16 protein-coding genes and 1 pseudogene are annotated in these 17,184 nt (G+C 61.6%); 15 read left to right on the forward strand and 2 right to left on the reverse strand.

Translation table 11 applies throughout. From position 1 onward, the window contains the following. Positions 1 to 172 precede the first annotated feature (172 nt). Both pseB and HJ583_RS09090 read right to left on the reverse strand, forming a co-directional pair. The gene (gene pseB / locus HJ583_RS09085; RefSeq protein ID WP_170021630.1) at positions 173 to 1,168 is read right to left on the reverse strand and encodes a UDP-N-acetylglucosamine 4,6-dehydratase (inverting); all 996 of its coding nucleotides are present in this window, start codon (positions 1,166 to 1,168) and stop codon (positions 173 to 175) included. Further along, the gene (locus HJ583_RS09090) at positions 1,165 to 3,276 is read right to left on the reverse strand and encodes a motility associated factor glycosyltransferase family protein (RefSeq protein ID WP_158239233.1); all 2,112 of its coding nucleotides are present in this window, start codon (positions 3,274 to 3,276) and stop codon (positions 1,165 to 1,167) included. The genes pseB and HJ583_RS09090 overlap by 4 nt, the downstream gene beginning before the upstream one ends. A gap of 384 nt (positions 3,277 to 3,660) precedes the next feature. Between HJ583_RS09090 and HJ583_RS09095 the strand changes: the two genes are divergently transcribed. From HJ583_RS09095 to rsxC, 15 genes and pseudogenes are all read left to right on the forward strand, one after another. Further along, complete coding sequence (locus HJ583_RS09095; RefSeq protein ID WP_170021631.1) at positions 3,661 to 4,500, forward strand: flagellin N-terminal helical domain-containing protein; 840 nt, start codon at positions 3,661 to 3,663, stop codon at positions 4,498 to 4,500. Between the two features lie 267 nt (positions 4,501 to 4,767). Beyond that, positions 4,768 to 5,610, forward strand: a complete 843-nt coding sequence (locus tag HJ583_RS09100) for a flagellin N-terminal helical domain-containing protein (protein WP_170021632.1) — start codon at positions 4,768 to 4,770, stop codon at positions 5,608 to 5,610. Between the two features lie 40 nt (positions 5,611 to 5,650). Next, the gene (locus HJ583_RS09105) at positions 5,651 to 6,490 is read left to right on the forward strand and encodes a flagellin N-terminal helical domain-containing protein (RefSeq protein WP_170021633.1); all 840 of its coding nucleotides are present in this window, start codon (positions 5,651 to 5,653) and stop codon (positions 6,488 to 6,490) included. Between the two features lie 367 nt (positions 6,491 to 6,857). Then, complete coding sequence (locus HJ583_RS09110) at positions 6,858 to 7,238, forward strand: flagellar protein FlaG (protein ID WP_101942651.1); 381 nt, start codon at positions 6,858 to 6,860, stop codon at positions 7,236 to 7,238. A 41-nt stretch (positions 7,239 to 7,279) separates the two neighbouring features. Next, positions 7,280 to 8,656 (forward strand): flagellar filament capping protein FliD, encoded by a 1,377-nt coding sequence (gene fliD / locus HJ583_RS09115; protein WP_170021634.1) that lies wholly within the window; start codon positions 7,280 to 7,282, stop codon positions 8,654 to 8,656. A gap of 20 nt (positions 8,657 to 8,676) precedes the next feature. After that, positions 8,677 to 9,090, forward strand: coding sequence for a flagellar export chaperone FliS (gene fliS / locus HJ583_RS09120; protein WP_101942649.1), 414 nt, complete (start codon positions 8,677 to 8,679; stop codon positions 9,088 to 9,090). Continuing rightward, positions 9,090 to 9,425 (forward strand): flagellar protein FliT, encoded by a 336-nt coding sequence (locus HJ583_RS09125; RefSeq protein ID WP_170021635.1) that lies wholly within the window; start codon positions 9,090 to 9,092, stop codon positions 9,423 to 9,425. Before fliS ends, HJ583_RS09125 begins: the two co-directional genes overlap by 1 nt. Positions 9,426 to 9,462: 37 nt before the next feature. Beyond that, the gene (gene fliK / locus HJ583_RS09130; RefSeq protein WP_170021636.1) at positions 9,463 to 10,686 is read left to right on the forward strand and encodes a flagellar hook-length control protein FliK; all 1,224 of its coding nucleotides are present in this window, start codon (positions 9,463 to 9,465) and stop codon (positions 10,684 to 10,686) included. Beyond that, a complete protein-coding gene (locus HJ583_RS09135) occupies positions 10,673 to 11,005 on the forward strand; it encodes an EscU/YscU/HrcU family type III secretion system export apparatus switch protein (protein WP_170021637.1) in 333 nt (110 codons plus the stop codon). The genes fliK and HJ583_RS09135 overlap by 14 nt, the downstream gene beginning before the upstream one ends. A gap of 30 nt (positions 11,006 to 11,035) precedes the next feature. Continuing rightward, the gene (locus tag HJ583_RS09140; protein ID WP_170021638.1) at positions 11,036 to 11,806 is read left to right on the forward strand and encodes a flagellar brake protein; all 771 of its coding nucleotides are present in this window, start codon (positions 11,036 to 11,038) and stop codon (positions 11,804 to 11,806) included. Positions 11,807 to 11,817: 11 nt separating this feature from the next. Continuing rightward, complete coding sequence (locus HJ583_RS09145) at positions 11,818 to 12,741, forward strand: cation diffusion facilitator family transporter (protein WP_170021639.1); 924 nt, start codon at positions 11,818 to 11,820, stop codon at positions 12,739 to 12,741. 4 nt (positions 12,742 to 12,745) lie between these two features. Further along, on the forward strand, positions 12,746 to 13,780 hold the full coding sequence (locus HJ583_RS09150) for a quinone-dependent dihydroorotate dehydrogenase (protein ID WP_170021640.1): 1,035 nt from the start codon (positions 12,746 to 12,748) through the stop codon (positions 13,778 to 13,780). Between the two features lie 184 nt (positions 13,781 to 13,964). Then, entirely contained in the window at positions 13,965 to 14,546 is a 582-nt protein-coding gene (gene rsxA, locus HJ583_RS09155) for an electron transport complex subunit RsxA (RefSeq protein WP_170021641.1), read from the forward strand. Continuing rightward, positions 14,546 to 15,109: an electron transport complex subunit RsxB gene (rsxB, locus tag HJ583_RS09160; RefSeq protein WP_101942641.1), complete on the forward strand. Its 564-nt coding sequence runs from the start codon at positions 14,546 to 14,548 to the stop codon at positions 15,107 to 15,109. The genes rsxA and rsxB overlap by 1 nt, the downstream gene beginning before the upstream one ends. Next, positions 15,106 to 16,842 (forward strand): annotated as a pseudogene (rsxC, locus tag HJ583_RS09165) (electron transport complex subunit RsxC); the annotation flags it as partial. The gene rsxB and the pseudogene rsxC, both read left to right, overlap by 4 nt. Positions 16,843 to 17,184 lie beyond the last annotated feature (342 nt).

The following is a 17,184-nucleotide window of genomic DNA, read 5'->3' on the forward strand; positions in this document are numbered from 1 at the left end:
GGGGAGTCCTGCGGGGATGTTTGAACTGGTTTGGCCGCCATTATCCGGATTTCGCCACGCACAGTTGCAGCCATCTTGCGGCTAGCGGCATAGCCGCCCCCTGCCCCCGCCCGGCCACGCACGCAACAAGGCCGGCGCATGGCCGGCCTCGGGCTACCGGAAACGGCCCGGCTTACTTCTTTTCGGCAATCAGCGCGCGGATCTCGTCATCGCTCAGGAAGTGCGGGTTGGTGCCGGAGTTGTACTCAAAATCATCCGTCACCTGCACACCCTTCTCGCCCGTGGCATCGAGGAAGTAATTCGGCTCGGTCACGAATGTGATCGAAGGGCGAATCACGTAGTGATCCTGAAACTCGACGGTCTGGAAGGCGTTGTCCGCCGGCACCATGACTTCATGCAGTTTCTCGCCGGGGCGGATTCCCACGATCTTGGTCGGCAGCTCCGGCGCCATGGCTCGCGCCAGATCAGTGATGCGCGAGGACGGAATCTTGGGCACGAAAACTTCGCCGCCATGCATGCGCGCAAGACTCCTGATCACGAACTCAACGCCCTGCTCCAGGGTGATCCAGAAACGCGTCATGCGCGCATCGGTGATCGGGATTTCCGTGGCGCCTTCTGCGATCAATTTCTGGAAGAACGGCACCACCGAGCCACGCGAGCCGACCACATTACCGTAGCGCACCACACCGAAGCGGGTGCGACGACGACCGACGATGTTGTTGGCCGAGACAAACAGCTTGTCAGAGGCGAGCTTGGTGGCGCCATACAGGTTGATCGGGCTGGCGGCCTTGTCGGTAGAGAGAGCAATGACGCGCTCGACTTCGTTGTCCAGGCAGGCATCGATCACGTTCTGGGCGCCGTGGATATTGGTCTTGATGCACTCCATCGGGTTGTACTCGGCGGCGGGCACCTGCTTGATGGCGGCGGCGTGAATCACCACGTCAATCTCGCGGCAGGCCTGGCGGGTGCGCTCGGCGTCGCGCACGTCGCCAAGAAAGAAGCGCATGCGCGGGTCGCGGAATTCCTGCTGCATTTCGTATTGCTTGAGTTCGTCGCGCGAATACACCACCACCCGGCGCGGGTTGTGATGGGCAAGGATGTTGCGCACGAACTGACGGCCGAAAGAGCCGGTGCCGCCGGTGATCAGGATGGATTTCCCGTCAATCATTGTTGTTCTCCCTGGTCGGATGCCTGTCTGGCCCGCGCGGCGTCGGCGAGGTCCTGTAGCCCGTCGGAGGCTGCAGCAAGAAAGTTCTGGATCACCCCGAAGGCTTCGGTGGCGTACTCCACCGCCAGCTCATCGGTGGCGCACAAGGCCATGCAGTCGTAGAGGAAACGCCCCATATGCAGCATGGAGCCGCGCATGAGTGGGAAGATCTGAGTACTGCGGTGCTTGTCTGCAAAGAAGTAGTGGTGCAGATCGAACATGCGCTCGACGATGTCCATCTTCTCGTGCACCTCAGGCGCGAGGATGCGGGCCACATCTTCGCGCACTGCCACGAGTTGCTCTTGCATCATCGCCAGACTGTGCAATGGGTCTTGGTCATAGCTCGTGGTAAAAGCCCCGAGCATGGCCTCGATGGCCTCCATGCGGGTGGCCGGCGTCGCAGCACTCGTAAAATCCTCGGCATGCAAAGGCTCAGCACCTCGGATCAGGGCACCGTCATTGAGGTTGTACACCTTCGCGCCGGGGTTCTCGCGCAAGGATATGACCATCGAATCGCGTGAATGAGTAAAGGTGTCGGTCGAAAACACCTTGCCGCCAAAGTTGCCTTCCACTTCGCGGGCATTGGCTTCACGGTGGCGCTTGTGAGTGATATCGACAATCTTCTTGAGATCAGGCGATACAGTGCTCTGGCCTTCGAAGTACACCGAAGCCTTGGAATGGTGGTGCGCTTCGCTGCGAAAACCCAGATCCACCCCCATCAGGTAGATATTGCGAAAGCCCAGGCGCAAAGCCAGCGCCAGCCCACCATTGGTACAGGTGGGGCCGCTGCGGAAAACCGGAGCTTCACCAAAGAAATTGCCCACCATGGCCCCCACATCCATTTCCTTGAAGAACATCAAAGGATGCTGGGTGAGTTCAAACACTTCAGGCGGCAAAATGGAAAGACCCAGAATAGGCACCTCGCCTTTCCAGGATTCATTCAGCGTGGCCGCGAGGAATCGGTTAGTCAGTGCAGTGCGCTCGATCTCGACGTGAAAGTCCGGTCGGATGCCAGCCCGCGCCAATGCTGAGATCGCCGTACCACAACTAAACACCACGGCCCGGTCACGATACTCGCGCAAAAGCGGCAGCAGGTGATCGAGCGAGGGCCCCGCGCCGATGATGAACGCCATCGCGTCTTCCGGGATCGGGCGCTCGGGCGCTCGGGTATAGGCTGGATAACGTGCGAGGCAATTATCCAGAGCATGCTTAAGACCCAGGATCTCGTCATCCAGAAAACCCCAACCACGATAAAAGGTCCAGAGGTCAGTCTTCAGCTTGTCCCACAGTTCGCGAACTTTCTCCGAGTCGTAATCATTGAAGAACATCCCTGCGCCCTGAATACAGTATGGCGGCCAGAGGTTGTAGAAGTGCACACGCAGATGGTCAGAGAGCTTTTCAGGCGATTCGTCATAAGCAACCGAAAAGTAAAACCCTTTGCGGGAGAAGCGCTGGGCCAGTGAGATGTAGTCGACGAAATACAGCGATAGATTCAGACGTGCGATGTCGGTATCAACAATCAGCAGATGGCGCAGATCGTAATCATCGACAAGCCTATCCAGATGCCAGCCGAATCCGCTTCCAAACACGATCGCGATTGGCAGTTTCTTGTCACCAAAATCAGCCAGCGGCAGCCGCCGTCCCTCTTCTGAGGTGAGGTCGAGAAATTTCTGCACGAGCTTCGTGCGGTACTCAACCTCAATGTAGGAGTGGAAGAAGGAGTAATCCTGGTGCGGCGCTACATCGTGAAGATTATTGATGTAGCCATGGTTCACCGTGATGCGCGGGCGAATCTTGGGATTGTTGAAAACATCCATCAGGATCCGGGAGAGATCCACGTAATCCTTCGGATCCCCCTTGTAGCCGGCTGAATAGATGGTCAGCCCACCGTCAGCATCCACCTCGAAGGGGGCTGGCAGCTCAGCGCCCATGATGTTTTCGAAAACATCCGGAAAGCGCTCATGGAAGAAGAGCAGATTGGCCTGATAGGTGGCCATCAGCTTCTGGATGTAGGCCTCCTGTAAAGGCGTCCACTCCTGATCCAGTGCCCCTTGACTGCTATCGTCCATTCCGTTTGCTCCAGCAAGACAGGTGCTGACACACCTGTTTACAAAAAAAAGCTGAACTCCGGAGGCCGGACGAATCACGGGCTTATCCGGGTTATCGGCCCGCATACCTGAAAACTTTAATCCGAAGGGCGCTTTCTCCAACACGGCACCCTCCCCGCAAACCCGCGCCAGTAAAGGGTTTTCAGGCCGCGGTTTTTCACACCACAAAAATATATCTGCCTGAAGGCCTACATAACCCTGAAGAGAAGGGTATTCCGGTCGTTATTTGGCTCATGGCACGGGACTACACAGGACCAAAGCCAGCAGTCAGGAATCGGGGCTCAGCCCCTCAGGCCATACAGCCGCCAGACTGAAGTGAGAAACGCATATACAAGGAGTAGCAAAATGGCACTGACGATCAACACCAACGTGGCTTCGCTGAACGCCCAACGTAACCTCACAGGCACGCAGAGTTCATTGTCTACCTCGCTGCAACGCCTGTCCTCCGGTCTGCGCATCAACAGCGCCAAGGACGATGCAGCAGGCATGGCCATCGCTGAGCGTATTCAGGCACAGGTGCGCGGCTTCAACGTCGCCACCCGCAACGCCAACGATGCGGTCTCCCTGATGCAGGTGGCCGACGGCGGTGCCGAGCAGATTTCCAACAATATTCAGCGCATGCGCGAGCTGGCCGTGCAAGCCGCCAACGGTACGCTGAACTCTGGTGACCGAGCCAACCTTCAGGTGGAGTTTTCAGCCCTTGGCAAGGAAATTTCCCGTCTCTCGAACGCCACCAAGTTCAACAACATTGAACTGATCAACTCGACTGGCGCTCAGACCTTCACCTTCCAGGTCGGTGCTGGCACCACCACCAACGACCAGATCACCGTCTCTACAGTCGATCTGCAGGCCTCTACGATCGCCCTTGATTCCGGCTCGATCACGATTGACGGCAGCACCGCCTCCAATGCGCTCGCCGCTATTACTAACCTCGACTGCGGCATCAATACCATCACGACCACTCGTGCAGGCTTTGGTGCCGCACTGAACCGGGCCACGGCGGTAATCTCCTCGCTGCAGATCGCTGTCGAGAACCAGTCAGCTGCGCGCGGACGCATCGTCGATGCCGACTTTGCCTCGGAAACGGCCAACCTCTCGCGCTCGCAGATCCTGCAGCAAGCCGGTACCGCGATGCTGGCCCAAGCCAACGCGCTGCCGCAGCAAGTGCTCAGCCTGCTCCAGTAAAAGCCCCCTTGCCGTAACGGCAGAAAATGCCGGTGGATGAGAATCCACCGGCATTTTTTTCGCCCGTCATTCCGCTTTCATTACCGCAAGCGCCTCACAAGGAGTACTGACAAACAGTCCAAAACCATTGCCCCACGGGGATTTCAGAAAACTGGCATCGGCTTTGCATAGGCGTTGGCAAGCGTGTTCCTGTTCCTCTCCACGGAACAAGACGTTTGAACCACCGCCGAACCACACCGGTCCGGCACGAAATCCAGGAGTCCGGAAATGGCAATGACGATCAACACCAACGTAGCTTCGCTGAATGCCCAGCGTAATCTCTCTGGCACCCAGAGCTCGCTGGCTACCTCGCTGCAGCGCCTGTCCTCCGGTCTGCGCATCAACAGCGCCAAGGATGACGCCGCTGGCCTGGCTGTCGCCGAGCGCATCCAGGCCCAGGTACGCGGCTTCAACGTCGCCATCCGCAACTCCAATGACGCCATCTCGCTGATGCAGGTGGCCGACGGTGGCGCCGGTCAGATTGCCGACAACATTCAGCGCATGCGCGAACTCGCCGTGCAGGCTGCCAACGGCACACTGAACTCCGGGGACCGCGACAACCTTCAGGTCGAATTCTCGGCCCTCGGCAAGGAAATCACCCGCCTCTCCGAAGCCACCAAGTTCAACAATATCCCGCTGCTGAACTCGGCCTCCTCCACCTTTACCTTCCAGGTCGGCGCCGGTACCACAGCCAATGACCAGATCAGCGTCTCGACCGTCGATCTGCGCGCCTCGGGCGCCATCCTGGTGGATTCAGGCTCAATTTCCATCAACGGCAGCACGGCTTCCAATGCGCTCGCCGCGATCACCAATCTGGATTCGGCGATCAACACCATCACGACCACCCGCGCCGGCTTCGGTGCAGCACTCAACCGCGCCACTGCCGTGATCTCCTCGCTGCAGATCTCGGTCGAGAACCAAGCCGCGGCACGCGGACGCATCGTCGATGCCGACTTCGCCGCCGAAACCGCCCAGCTTTCGCGCAACCAGATCCTGCAGCAGGCCGGCACGGCCATGCTTTCGCAGGCCAATGCGCTTCCCCAACAAGTCCTGCAGCTTCTGCAGGGCTGATGCAGACGTTCAGTAATTCACAGCAAACTGGAGAACCATCATGGCAATGACCATCAACACCAACGTTCCTTCGCTGAATGCCCAGCGCAATCTCAGCGGCTCACAGGCCTCCCTGTCCACCTCGCTGCAGCGCCTGTCCTCGGGCCTGCGCATCAACTCAGCCAAGGACGACGCAGCCGGCCTGGCGGTCGCCGAGCGAATCCAGGCCCAGGTGCGCGGCTTCACGGTGGCGGTGCGAAATGCCAACGATGCGATCTCCCTGATGCAGGTCGCCGACGGCGGCTCCGGGCAGATTGCCGACAACATCCAGCGCATGCGCGAGCTGGCCATCCAAGCTGCCAACGGCACGCTGAACTCGGGCGACCGCGCCAACCTGCAGGTGGAATTCGCCGCCCTGGGCAGCGAGGTACAGCGTCTCTCGCAAGCCACCAAATTCAACAACGTACCGCTGCTGAACTCGGCCGTTTCCACCTTCACCTTCCAGGTCGGTGCCGGCACCACCCAGTATGACCAGATCAGCGTCTCCACCGCCGATCTGCGCGCTACCGCACTGGCCATCGACTCCTCGGTGATCAACGTGGCCGGCAGCACCGGCTCCAACGCGCTCGCCGCCATCACCAACCTGGATTCGGCGATCAACACCATCACCACCACCCGCGCTGGTTTTGGCGCCGCGCTGAACCGTGCCCAGGCCGTGATTTCCTCGCTGCAGATCGCGGTGGAAAACCAGTCAGCTGCCCGCGGCCGGATCGTCGATGCGGACTTTGCGCAGGAAACCGCCAATCTCTCGCGCACCCAGATCCTCCAGCAAGCCGGCACAGCCATGCTGGCGCAGGCCAACGCACTGCCACAACAAGTACTCCAGCTCCTCCAGGGCTAAGCGCTTCTTACAACCGGTCAGTTGCTGTGATTTCGAGGAGGCGCAAGCCTCCTCTTTTTTGTCCACCCGTCCGCCCGTCAGCTTCATCCAGCCTTGCAGCCCAGCTAACCCTGTGGACTGTGAAAAAGTAGTCGTTATCCCCCCTACGGACGCCCCGGAAGGCATGCCAGTACCGCCCTCCGAACGTCGCCAGAAGCTGTGCCGGGGCCCCCGCCCGACCACAGCCAGAGTGGGACGCAGACAACAGGATGGAGTCACAGATGACGCATGCAGCCAGCAATATTCCCGGGCAATCCCGCCCGCCGCCGGTCTGCCTGTACGCCTTCACTCCTTGTCGCGCCCCCCGGTAGTCACAGGAGGCTGAATCATGACGATGCAACCCATTACGCCCGTTTCCTCGCCCGACGCAGTTTCACATGCGCGCGACATCCGTCCCTCAGCGGGCAAGGATGTCCCGCTTGATGAAACCCTTAACGTCGTCGGCGAAGACAAGACCGAGCAAGGCACCAGTGCGCCGCCCCCGAGCCGGGAGGCGGTCAACGAGGCCATGCAGGAAATGCAGCGCGCCCTGCCGTCCGTGGCACGAAACCTGCAATTCTCCATTGACGAGCAAACCGGTCGGAGTGTCGTCAAGGTTGTGGATGCAGACACGAGCGAAGTTATTCGCCAGCTGCCCAGCGAAGAGTTGCTGAACATCGCCCACGCCCTGGACAAATTATCCGGCCTGCTCCTCAAGCAGAAAGTCTGAGCCGCTTGCGGCAAACGCTTGAAATAACAGGGTAAGCAATCATGGCAGGCACAATTACTTCTGCAGGACTCGGGTCTGGGATCGATATCGAATCCCTGGTGACCAAACTGATGTCCATCGAACAGCAGCCGATCACCAAGCTGCAGACCAAGGACAAGAGTTTTGACACCAAGCTCTCCGCCTTCGGCACGCTCAAGAGTTCGCTCTCCAGCCTGCAGACGGCGGCAGAAGCGATCAGTTCGGCGGCAAAATTCTCGGCTTACCAGGCAAGTATTGCCGACAGCACGATCGGAACGGTCAGCGCCGGCTCTTCAGCCTCAGCCGGCAGCTATCAGTTGGAAGTCAGCTCGCTTGCGTCATCACAGAAAGTCGTCACGACGGCACAAAGCAGCAGCTATACCTTTGCCGATGGAACGCTCAGCTTTGACGTAGGTGGCAAGGTCACCAACATCGACATCAGCGCAGCCAAGGGCAACAACACCCTCGCCAAAGTCAGGGACGCCATCAATGCATCGGGCGCGGGCGTGAGCGCCAGCCTGCTCAGTGACGGTAATGGCACCCGGCTGATCCTCACCGCCTCGCAATCCGGCACCGACAACGGCTTCACTGTGAGTGGTCTGGGGCTCGGTTTCGATCCGAGTGACATTGCCAGCTCGGATAGCCTGGTCGATCAAAGCACTTCGAAGGCAGCCACCAACGCCGTATTCACGCTCGACGGTGTGCAGGTCACCCGATCCAGCAACGTGATCAGTGACGCGCTGGACGGCGTGACGCTGACCCTGAACAAAAAGAATATCGGCACGCCGACTACACTCAACATCACGCAGGATGGAACGGCGATCCAGAAAAAGGTCGAGGACTTCATCACGGCCTATAACAACGTCGTCAACACGATCAAGACCCAGACGGCCTGGAACAACGACACCAAGACGGCTGCAGCCCTCAACGGCGATGCTGCGGTACGTGGTATCCAGAGCCAGCTGCGCAGCATTGTCAGCGGCTCCCTGTCGAGCGGTTCGCTGACCCGTCTCTCCGACATTGGCATCAAGATCGAGACCAGCGGCACCCTCACCCTCGACAGCACCAAATTCAAGAACGTGCTGGCTGACCCGACCAAGGACATTGGCAGCCTGTTTGCCGAGGGCACGGTCAGTGGCTTTGCCGACCAGATCGCCGACCGGGTCAAGGATTTCCTTGGTACCGATGGCCTGCTGACCAGCCGTACCGATGGGATCAAGAAGACCCAGCTTGGCATCGACAAGCAGATTGAAACCCTGGAAGCCCGTATGACCGTGATCGAAGCACGCTACCGCAAGCAATTCACGGCACTGGACACCGCTGTCGCCAGCTGGAACTCGACCGGCAACTACCTCTCCACGCAGCTCTCCAGCCTGCTGACCAAGTACACCAACAATTAACCGAGCAGGAGCCAATCCATATGTTTGCACGTCCCTCGGCTGCCGCTGCCTACGCCAAAGTTGGTGTGGAATCCCATGTCACCAACGCAGACCCGCATCAGCTGATTCTCATGCTCTTCGATGGCGCCCTGCTGGCCATCAACTCCGCCGCAATCGCCATGGAACGTGGCGATATCGAAGCACGCGTCAAGAACATCACCAAGGCCATCGAAATCATCACCATGGGGCTCAAGGCCAGTCTGGACGCGCAAGGTGGCGGCGAACTAGCCGAGCGGCTCGGCGCCCTCTACGACTACATGTGCTCACGCCTCCTGCACGCCAACGCCTTCAGCACGGATGCGCCGCTGGTGGAAGTAGCCGGCCTGCTGCGCGATCTGCGCGACGCCTGGTCGCAGATTGCTAATGCCAGCCAGGCAGAATCACAGGAGGCATGATGGATCCGACCCTCCCCCTCTACGAAGCCATGCATCATCTTTCCAGCGAAATGCTGGTGGCTGCCCGCGCCAATGACTGGGACCAGTTCTGCCTGCTCGAACGCGAAGCCGCCGAGCTGCGCGATCGCCTCGTCCGCTACGAGATGCCGGCAAGCCCCGCCCCCCTAGATGAAGGCGGCAGGGCACGCAAAGTGGCCCTCATTCAGCAGATCCTCGCCGAAGATCGCGAGATCCGTAGCCACACCGATCCCTGGCTGGAACATGTGCGTGCCCTGCTGGCCGGCAACAGCCGGCAACGGGCGATCAATAATGCTTACGGTCTGCGGCCGGGCTAGAATCAGGGCCATCCCAGCGGCAGGAGCGCAGTAGCCCATGATTCCCGGAGACTTGGCGTCCAGACTGCGCGTCCTGCTTGAAGCGAGTATCCAGCCCATCTCAGTGGCGCATGAAATCGCGCCCGATCTGCCGCGTCTGCAGCCAGGCCAGCGAATTACTGCGCTGATCGAAAGTCCCTTGCCCGATGGCAGCTTCCGCGCCCTTGTGGCGGGCAAGACCATCACCCTCGCGCTGCCCGAGTCTGCCAAGAGTGGCGACTCTCTGGAGTTGCTTGTCACCGGTCAGCGTGGCGGCACGGTTCACGCCCGTCTGGCACCGGCGGCCGAAACGCCGCCCGCCGATGGCGACGAGTTGCCGCGCACCGCATTAAGCAAAACCGGCCAGCTCATTTCTCAGCTGATCACCGGCCGCCATGGCGAAGCCCGCCCGCAAGCCCTCAACCGGGGTGAGCCCCTGCTACCGGCCACCCAGACACCCCGTGCGGCCACCCTGGCCCCCGTCCTGCAGCAGGCGGTGAGTCAAAGCGGCGTTTTCTACGAAGCCCATCTGCGTCAATGGGTGGAAGGCAAGCGATCGCTCGCCAGCCTGCTCGCCGAGCCCCAGGCCGCAGGCATGCCCGAAAGCGAAGGGGGCGAAACGACCACCAGTGGTCTGTTGCCACGCACAGCCAGCAGTACCGCCGCCGCACCGACTGCCCCCCCCGCCAGCAGCGCAGGTAGCCCCGCTCAGGCTTCCGCCAATCCACAGGCACCGACCGGTGTCGCCCAGGCACTGAATTCCCAGACAACGCCTGACACCGAGCGTGAACGCGAAACCTCGGCTCTGCGTGTGGCAACCGGCACGACTGCCGCCAATGCGACAGACAACACGGCTCCAGCACGCACCGCCGATCCGATTACACCCGTAATGCTGCAGCAGCTCGAAGCCCTCGCCAGCAACCAGCTCAGCTGGCAAGGCCAGGCCTGGCCCGGCATGCAGTTGCAATGGTCACTGGTCGATCCGGAAAGCGAATCGCCCCAGCGCGGCGAGGCCGACCAAGGCCAGGTCTGGCGCAGCAATCTGCGCGTCGATCTGCCAGCCCTCGGCGGTATCCAGGCACGCCTGCTGCTCGGGCCGCAAGGCCTGAGCCTGCTGATCGATACTGATCGCGCCGATACCGCCGAAAAAATGCGCGCAGCACAACCGGCTCTGCAGGCCTCACTCGAAGCCGCCGGACTGGATCCGCGCCACATCACGGTGAGCGAACATGTCAGCGCCTGATCTCGCCCCGCGCGCCACGGCCGTCGCCCTCGCCTATCAGGAAGGTGAGGCTGCCCCGCGCGTGATCGCCAAAGGCAATGGCCTCATCGCCCAGCAGATCATCGATCGCGCCCGCGAGGCCGGCGTCTATGTGCATGAATCGCGCGAGCTCGTAGCGCTCCTGATGCAGGTAGATCTGGACGAACGCATCCCGCCCAAGCTCTATGTAGCGGTCGCCGAACTGCTCGCCTGGCTCTACCGCCTTGAACAGGGACAAGCCCCGGAAGCCCCGCCACCACTGCCCGATGATATAGTCTCCCCCACGCCGGACGAGACCTGATTCCGGCCCTTCATTCCCGGAATCCACCGCATGCCCACTCCCGGTTCCGCATCCGCGCCAGACACCCGCCTCGAAATCCAGCAACCTGACGCGCACGCTCAGTACATCCTGCGCGAAGCGCGCGAAATCGCCTATGTGCTGCGCCAGCTCGGCGCTCGCCGCGCCATCGTTACCGCCTGGTATGGCCACGCGGGGGATTTTCTGACCACCGGCGTCATTGACGTCGCAACGGACAATCGCAATCTGATCCTCGATCTCGGCCGTGATGAAGCTGCGATTGCCGGCGCCCTGGCCGCAGGCCGTCTGCTCTGCGCCACTCAACTCGACAAGGTCAAGATCCAGTTCCCCCTGGAGCGTCTGGAGCGCTGCACCCACGAAGGCTTCCCAGCCCTGCGCACACCGCTGCCAGACATCCTCCTGCGTCTGCAGCGCCGCGAATACTACCGCCTCAGCGCCCCCTCGCTCGATTCACTGGCCTGCCAGATTCCGCTGCGCGATGGCCACAAGATCCACGCCCGCATCCTCGACATTTCAGGCGGTGGCCTAGCCATCGTCGCCCCCCCCGGAGGGGAGGATCTGCAGGTTGGCACGATCTTCGAGAACTGCCGCCTCGAATTGCCGGACAGCCCGCCTCTCACCGTCAGCCTGCAGGTACGCAACGTATTCCGCATGAGCACCCGGGGCGGCAGCGAAGTGCTGCGAGCGGGCTGCCAGCTCGTGCATCTGCGCGCCGCCGAAGCCAACCTGATCCAGCGCTATATCCTCAAGACCGAGCGCGAGCGCAACCACTACCGGGCCTGACCCCCTCCTCCATGTCTGCTCCAGCCGCCGACAAGCCTGCGCCCGACGCCTTCCGCTATATCTACCTGTCGGTGCTAGCGGCCTTAGCCACCATCGTCCTGAAATTCCTCGCCTGGTGGCTGTCAGGCTCAGTGAGCCTGCTCTCGGATGCGATGGAATCCTTCGTGAACCTGGCCGGAGCCGTGTTCGCGCTGGTGATGCTGAAAGTGGCTGCCGAGCCGCCAGACGCAGGTCACCCCTGGGGCCACAGCAAAGCGGAGTACTTCTCCAGTGGCTTCGAGGGAGGTCTGATCTTCATCGCCGCTGCCGCCATCCTGTGGGCGGCCATCCCGCGCCTCTTCGCACCGCAGCCACTCGAATCGCTGGGCATCGGCCTGTGGTTCTCCGCCGCCAGTACCGCCATCAATTTCTTCACGGCACACACCCTCAAGCGCGCCGGTAAACGCCTCCACTCGATCGCCCTGGAAGCAGATTCGGCGCACCTGATGACCGACGTATGGACCTCGGTCGGCGTGGTCGCCGGCCTCATCGGAGTCATGCTCACCGGCTGGCTGTGGCTCGATGCGGTGATCGCCGTCCTGGTCGCCCTGCACATCCTCTCCGAGGGCGCCCGCCTGATGCAGGCTTCAGTCAGCGGCCTGATGGATCACGCAATGGATGAAGCCGAAATCGAGCAGATCCGCCAGATCCTGCGCAGCTACGCCGCGCGCAATGTGCACTACCGCCATCTCCTTACGCGGCGGGCCGGCACACGCCGTTTCGCGCATGTCGACATCCTCGTGCCGGGCGACTGGTCAGTGGAGACTGCTCACACCCTGCTCGATGAAATCGAAGCCAGGATTGCCAGCGAAGTTCACGGCACCCAAACCACCACCCATCTCGAACCGGTATATTGCGCGCTTCACGCCGCCACCGGCGACCGCCGTCAGGATTGAACCGATGCTCTACGCCCTAGCCCGCCCCTTTCTTTTCTCGCTCGATCCGGAATGCGCCCACGATTTCTCGCTGTGGGGGATGCGCAACTTCGGCGGCTGGATGCCCAGCGCCAGCCTGGCCCAGGCCGAGTCGATCGAGGTGATGGGGATCCGTTTCCCGAACCGGGTCGGGCTGGCGGCCGGACTGGACAAGAATGGCGATGCCATCGACGCGCTCTCCTCCTTTGGCTTCGGGCATCTCGAAATCGGCACCGTCACCCCGCGCGCCCAACCCGGCAACCCCAAGCCACGCATGTTCCGCATTCCCGAGCAGCGCGCCATCATCAACCGCATGGGCTTCAACAATGAAGGCGTGGACAACCTCATCGCCCATGTGAAGGCTGCCCGTTTCAAGGGAGTGCTGGGCATTTCCATCGGCAAGAATTTCGATACTCCGATCGAACACGCCGCGGACGACTACCTCGCCTGCCTCGACAAGGTCTATGGCCACGCCAGCTACATCGCGGCCAACATCTCCTCGCCCAATACCCAGAATTTGCGCCAGCTGCAGGGCGAATCCGAGCTCGACAGCCTGCTTGCTCGATTGAAGCAGCGCCAGACCGAGCTGGCTCAGAGCCACGGCCGCTACGTACCGATTGCCCTGAAAATCGCACCTGACGTAGATGAAGCCCAGCTCACCAACATCGCCGACGCGCTGCGCCGTCACCGCATCGACGGCGTGATCGCCACCAACACCACACTGGCTCGCGAGGCCGTGCAAGGGCTCGCCCATAGCAACGAAGCGGGTGGGCTATCTGGCGCGCCGCTGCGCGAGCGCAGCACCGAAGTGGTCCGCTCACTGGCGGCCAAACTGGCCGGCGAACTACCGATCATTGGTGTCGGCGGCATCACCGAAGGCGCTCATGCCCTCGAAAAACTGCAGGCTGGCGCGGCCCTGGTCCAGGTCTATACCGGCTTCATCTACGGTGGCCCCAAACTCATCGCAGACTGCGTGGAAAACACCTGCAAGTTCCAGCGCGACGCAGCGGAAACAGAGTAAATAAGAGCGCGGACTGCCTTCAGCGCCGGCCCGGCCGGTGCAGGCCGCACGCAGTCCGTGTTACACAGCCCTGCCATCCCAGGCGACGCCTATATGCCTCGCCTGCATACCCCTATAACACTCCTCTGCTTTGGATTCACCGGGCTCAGGCGGATAATCCCGGCCATTCTCCGGGCGAAAATTCATGGCTCACTACCTTTTCCTGATCATTGGCGCTGTGCTCGTCAACAACGTCGTGTTCGTGCGCATTCTCGGCCTATGCCCCTTCATGGGTGTTTCCAAGAAGCTGGAAACCGCGATCGGCATGGGCGCTGCCACCACCTTCGTACTCACGCTGGCCTGCGGCAGCAGCTATCTGATCGAGCATTACCTGCTGATGCCCTTCGATGTTGGCTACCTGCGCACTCTGGCCTTCATCGTGATGATTGCCGCCATCGTGCAATTCACCGAGTTGGTGATCCAGAAGACCAGCCCTGATCTACAACAGGTACTGGGGATCTACCTGCCGCTGATCACGACCAACTGCGCCGTGCTGGGCATCCCGCTACTGTCAGTGAACTACCAGCACAACCTCATGGAAGCCCTGATTTTCGGCTTTGGCAGCGCCGCCGGTTTCACTCTGGCGCTGATCCTGTTTGCCGGTGTGCGTGAGCGCCTTGATGGCGCCGATGTACCCCAACACTTCAAGGGCACACCGATCGCGCTGGTCACCGCCGGGCTGATGAGCCTGGCCTTCATGGGCTTTGCCGGACTGGACAAGTTCTGATGCTGTCAGCTCTTCTCGTGATGGCGGGCCTCGCCATCCTCATCGGCGCCGTACTGGGCTTCGCAGCCCTGAAATTCAAGGTCGAAGGCGACCCGCTGGTCGAGAAAATCGACGCCATCCTGCCGCAGACGCAATGCGGTCAGTGCGGTTTCCCCGGCTGCAAACCCTATGCCACGGCCATCGCCAATGGCGAGGCAGACATCAACCAGTGCCCTCCAGGCGGCGATGATGGCATCCACAAGCTCGCCGACCTTCTGGGACGCGAATACAAACCGCTGAATGCCGAGAACGGCGCCGAAAAACCCAAGGCAGTGGCCTTCATTGATGAGCAGACCTGCATCGGCTGTACCTTGTGCCTGCAGGCCTGCCCGGTGGATGCCATCTCAGGCGCCGCCAAGCAGATGCATACCATCATCGCGCCGCTGTGCACCGGCTGCGAGTTGTGCATTGCCCCCTGCCCGGTCGACTGCATCACGATGGAACCGGTGAAGGAAACCGTAGACACCTGGAAGTGGCGCTACCCGGTCTTCCCGCTCAAGCAACAGGAAGGCCGTACCGCATGAACGCCCTGCGCAAACTCTTCAGTTTCAACGGCGGCGTAAAGCCCGCCACAAACAAGGCCGAATCCACCCGCGCGCCGATTGTGCCGCTAGCCGAGTTGCCGCTGCCCGCACAGTTCGTAGTGCCACTGCATCAGAGCGTCGGCGGCACACCGCTGCCGCTGGTGGCAGCGGGCGAGCACGTGCTCAAGGGCCAACGCATCGGCGCAGCCGATGGCAACTTCTCGGCCGCCGTACATGCCCCCACCTCCGGCACCGTCGTTGCCGTTGAACCTCGCCTGATGGCCCACACCTCGGGGCTGTCGATGCTGTCAGTGGTCATCGAGCCGGACGGCAAGGACGAATGGATCGAGTGTGAGCCACTGCGCTGGAAGAGCCTCGGCGCTGATGAAGTACGCGACTGGCTGCGCGATGCAGGGGTGGTCGGCCTCGGTGGTGCGGTCTTCCCCAGCCACGTGAAATTGAACCCAGGCCGCAAGACGCCAATGAAGACCCTGGTGATCAACGGCGCCGAATGCGAGCCCTTCATCACCTGCGATGATCTCCTGATGCGCGAGCGCGCAGACAAGGTGCTGGCCGGCATCCTGATCATGCGCGAACTGCTGGGCGCGCCCGAGGTACTGATCGGTATCGAGGACAACAAACCCGAAGCCGTTGCCGCCATGCAGGCAGCCTGCCAGGTGCATGGCGATGCCTCGATCCAGGCCATCGCCGTACCGACACGCTATCCAGCCGGCGGCGCCAAGCAGCTCATTCGCGTGCTCACCGGTATTGAAGTGCCACACGGTCAGCGCTCCACCGATTACGGCGTGCAGTGTTTCAACGTTGGTACCGCCTACGCCATTCACGAAGCCATCGAACTGGGCCGCCCGCTGATTTCGCGCATCGTCACCGTCGCCGGCAACGTCGGCGCGCCGCGCAATTACGAAGTGCTCTTCGGCACGCCGATGGATCATCTAGTGCGCCAGGCCGGCTGGCAAGAGGATACCGACGCTTTCATCATGGGCGGCCCGATGATGGGCTTCCGCATGCCGGCCTTCGATGTGCCCGTCGTCAAGGCCACAAACTGCGTGATCGCGGCCAGTCCGCGTCTCTTCGCGCCGCCTCCGCCCGAGATGAACTGCATCCGCTGTGGCGAATGCGCCCGCGCCTGCCCCACCGATCTGCAGCCCTTCGAAATGTACTGGCACGCCCGCGCCAAGAATTTCGGCAAGGTGCAGGAATACAACCTGTTCGACTGCATCGAATGCGGCTGCTGTAGCTTCGTCTGCCCCTCGCACATCCCGCTGGTCGATTACTACCGCTTCGCCAAGACCGAGATCTGGGATCGCGAACGCAAGAAGGAGGCGGCCGACGAAGCCCGCGTGCGCTTTGAGGCACGTAATGAACGCATCGAGCGCGAGAAGCGCGAGAAGGCCGAGAAGCTGGCCGCCCGCACTGCCGCCAGCCGGGCCGCAGCCACGGCCTCGGCCGAAGGCACACCGGCTGCGAGCGACGCGGCTCCGGCAAGCCCGGCAACGGACGACGCAAAGAAGGCGCTGATCGAAGCAGCACTCGCGCGTGCCAAGGCCAAGAAGGAAGCCGCCGCCAGCGGGGAAGCAGCTCCGGCAGCAGACAAGCCCGCGAAGAAAGAACTCTCCGCAGAGGAAAAACAGGCGCTCGTCGACGCAGCCCTGGCCCGCGCCAAGGCAAAGAAGGATGCGGCAGCTGAAACCAGCCCCCCCGCAGCGGCCGACGACAAGCAAGCGCTGATCGACGCAGCGATTGCCCGTGCCAAGGAAAAAAAGGCAGCTCAGACGGCAGGCACGGAAATGTCTGCCGACAAGCCTGCCAAGAAGGAATTGTCAGCCGAGGAAAAGCAGGCTCTGGTAGATGCTGCACTGGCTAAAGCCAAGGCGAAAAAAGAGGCCGCCGCCGTAGCCGACCCCGCCTCAGCGACGGACAAGCAGGCCGTGATCGACGCAGCCATCGCCCGTGCGAAGGAAAAGAAAGCGGCGCTGGCAGCGGGCACCGAGACACCGCCCGAAAAGCCGGCGAAGAAGGAATTGTCGGCGGAAGAGAAGCAAGCCCTGATCGAT

It is taken from the genome of Uliginosibacterium aquaticum (genome assembly GCF_012972705.2).
GTDB classification, from domain to species: Bacteria; Pseudomonadota; Gammaproteobacteria; order Burkholderiales; family Rhodocyclaceae; genus Uliginosibacterium; species Uliginosibacterium aquaticum.

What these genes read in the sequence shown, in the direction of transcription:
- HJ583_RS09095 (WP_170021631.1), top strand. Translation starts at nt 3,661, where the DNA reads ATGGCACTGACGATCAACACCAACGTGGCTTCGCTGAACGCCCAACGT.
- HJ583_RS09135 (WP_170021637.1), top strand. Translation starts at nt 10,673, where the DNA reads ATGTCAGCGCCTGATCTCGCCCCGCGCGCCACGGCCGTCGCCCTCGCC.
- HJ583_RS09150 (WP_170021640.1), top strand. Translation starts at nt 12,746, where the DNA reads ATGCTCTACGCCCTAGCCCGCCCCTTTCTTTTCTCGCTCGATCCGGAA.
- fliK (WP_170021636.1), top strand. Translation starts at nt 9,463, where the DNA reads ATGATTCCCGGAGACTTGGCGTCCAGACTGCGCGTCCTGCTTGAAGCG.
- HJ583_RS09140 (WP_170021638.1), top strand. Translation starts at nt 11,036, where the DNA reads ATGCCCACTCCCGGTTCCGCATCCGCGCCAGACACCCGCCTCGAAATC.
- HJ583_RS09145 (WP_170021639.1), top strand. Translation starts at nt 11,818, where the DNA reads ATGTCTGCTCCAGCCGCCGACAAGCCTGCGCCCGACGCCTTCCGCTAT.
- rsxB (WP_101942641.1), top strand. Translation starts at nt 14,546, where the DNA reads ATGCTGTCAGCTCTTCTCGTGATGGCGGGCCTCGCCATCCTCATCGGC.
- pseB (WP_170021630.1), bottom strand. Translation starts at nt 1,168, where the DNA reads ATGATTGACGGGAAATCCATCCTGATCACCGGCGGCACCGGCTCTTTC.
- HJ583_RS09125 (WP_170021635.1), top strand. Translation starts at nt 9,090, where the DNA reads ATGGATCCGACCCTCCCCCTCTACGAAGCCATGCATCATCTTTCCAGC.
- HJ583_RS09110 (WP_101942651.1), top strand. Translation starts at nt 6,858, where the DNA reads ATGACGATGCAACCCATTACGCCCGTTTCCTCGCCCGACGCAGTTTCA.
- HJ583_RS09105 (WP_170021633.1), top strand. Translation starts at nt 5,651, where the DNA reads ATGGCAATGACCATCAACACCAACGTTCCTTCGCTGAATGCCCAGCGC.
- HJ583_RS09090 (WP_158239233.1), bottom strand. Translation starts at nt 3,276, where the DNA reads ATGGACGATAGCAGTCAAGGGGCACTGGATCAGGAGTGGACGCCTTTA.
- HJ583_RS09100 (WP_170021632.1), top strand. Translation starts at nt 4,768, where the DNA reads ATGGCAATGACGATCAACACCAACGTAGCTTCGCTGAATGCCCAGCGT.
- fliD (WP_170021634.1), top strand. Translation starts at nt 7,280, where the DNA reads ATGGCAGGCACAATTACTTCTGCAGGACTCGGGTCTGGGATCGATATC.
- fliS (WP_101942649.1), top strand. Translation starts at nt 8,677, where the DNA reads ATGTTTGCACGTCCCTCGGCTGCCGCTGCCTACGCCAAAGTTGGTGTG.
- rsxA (WP_170021641.1), top strand. Translation starts at nt 13,965, where the DNA reads ATGGCTCACTACCTTTTCCTGATCATTGGCGCTGTGCTCGTCAACAAC.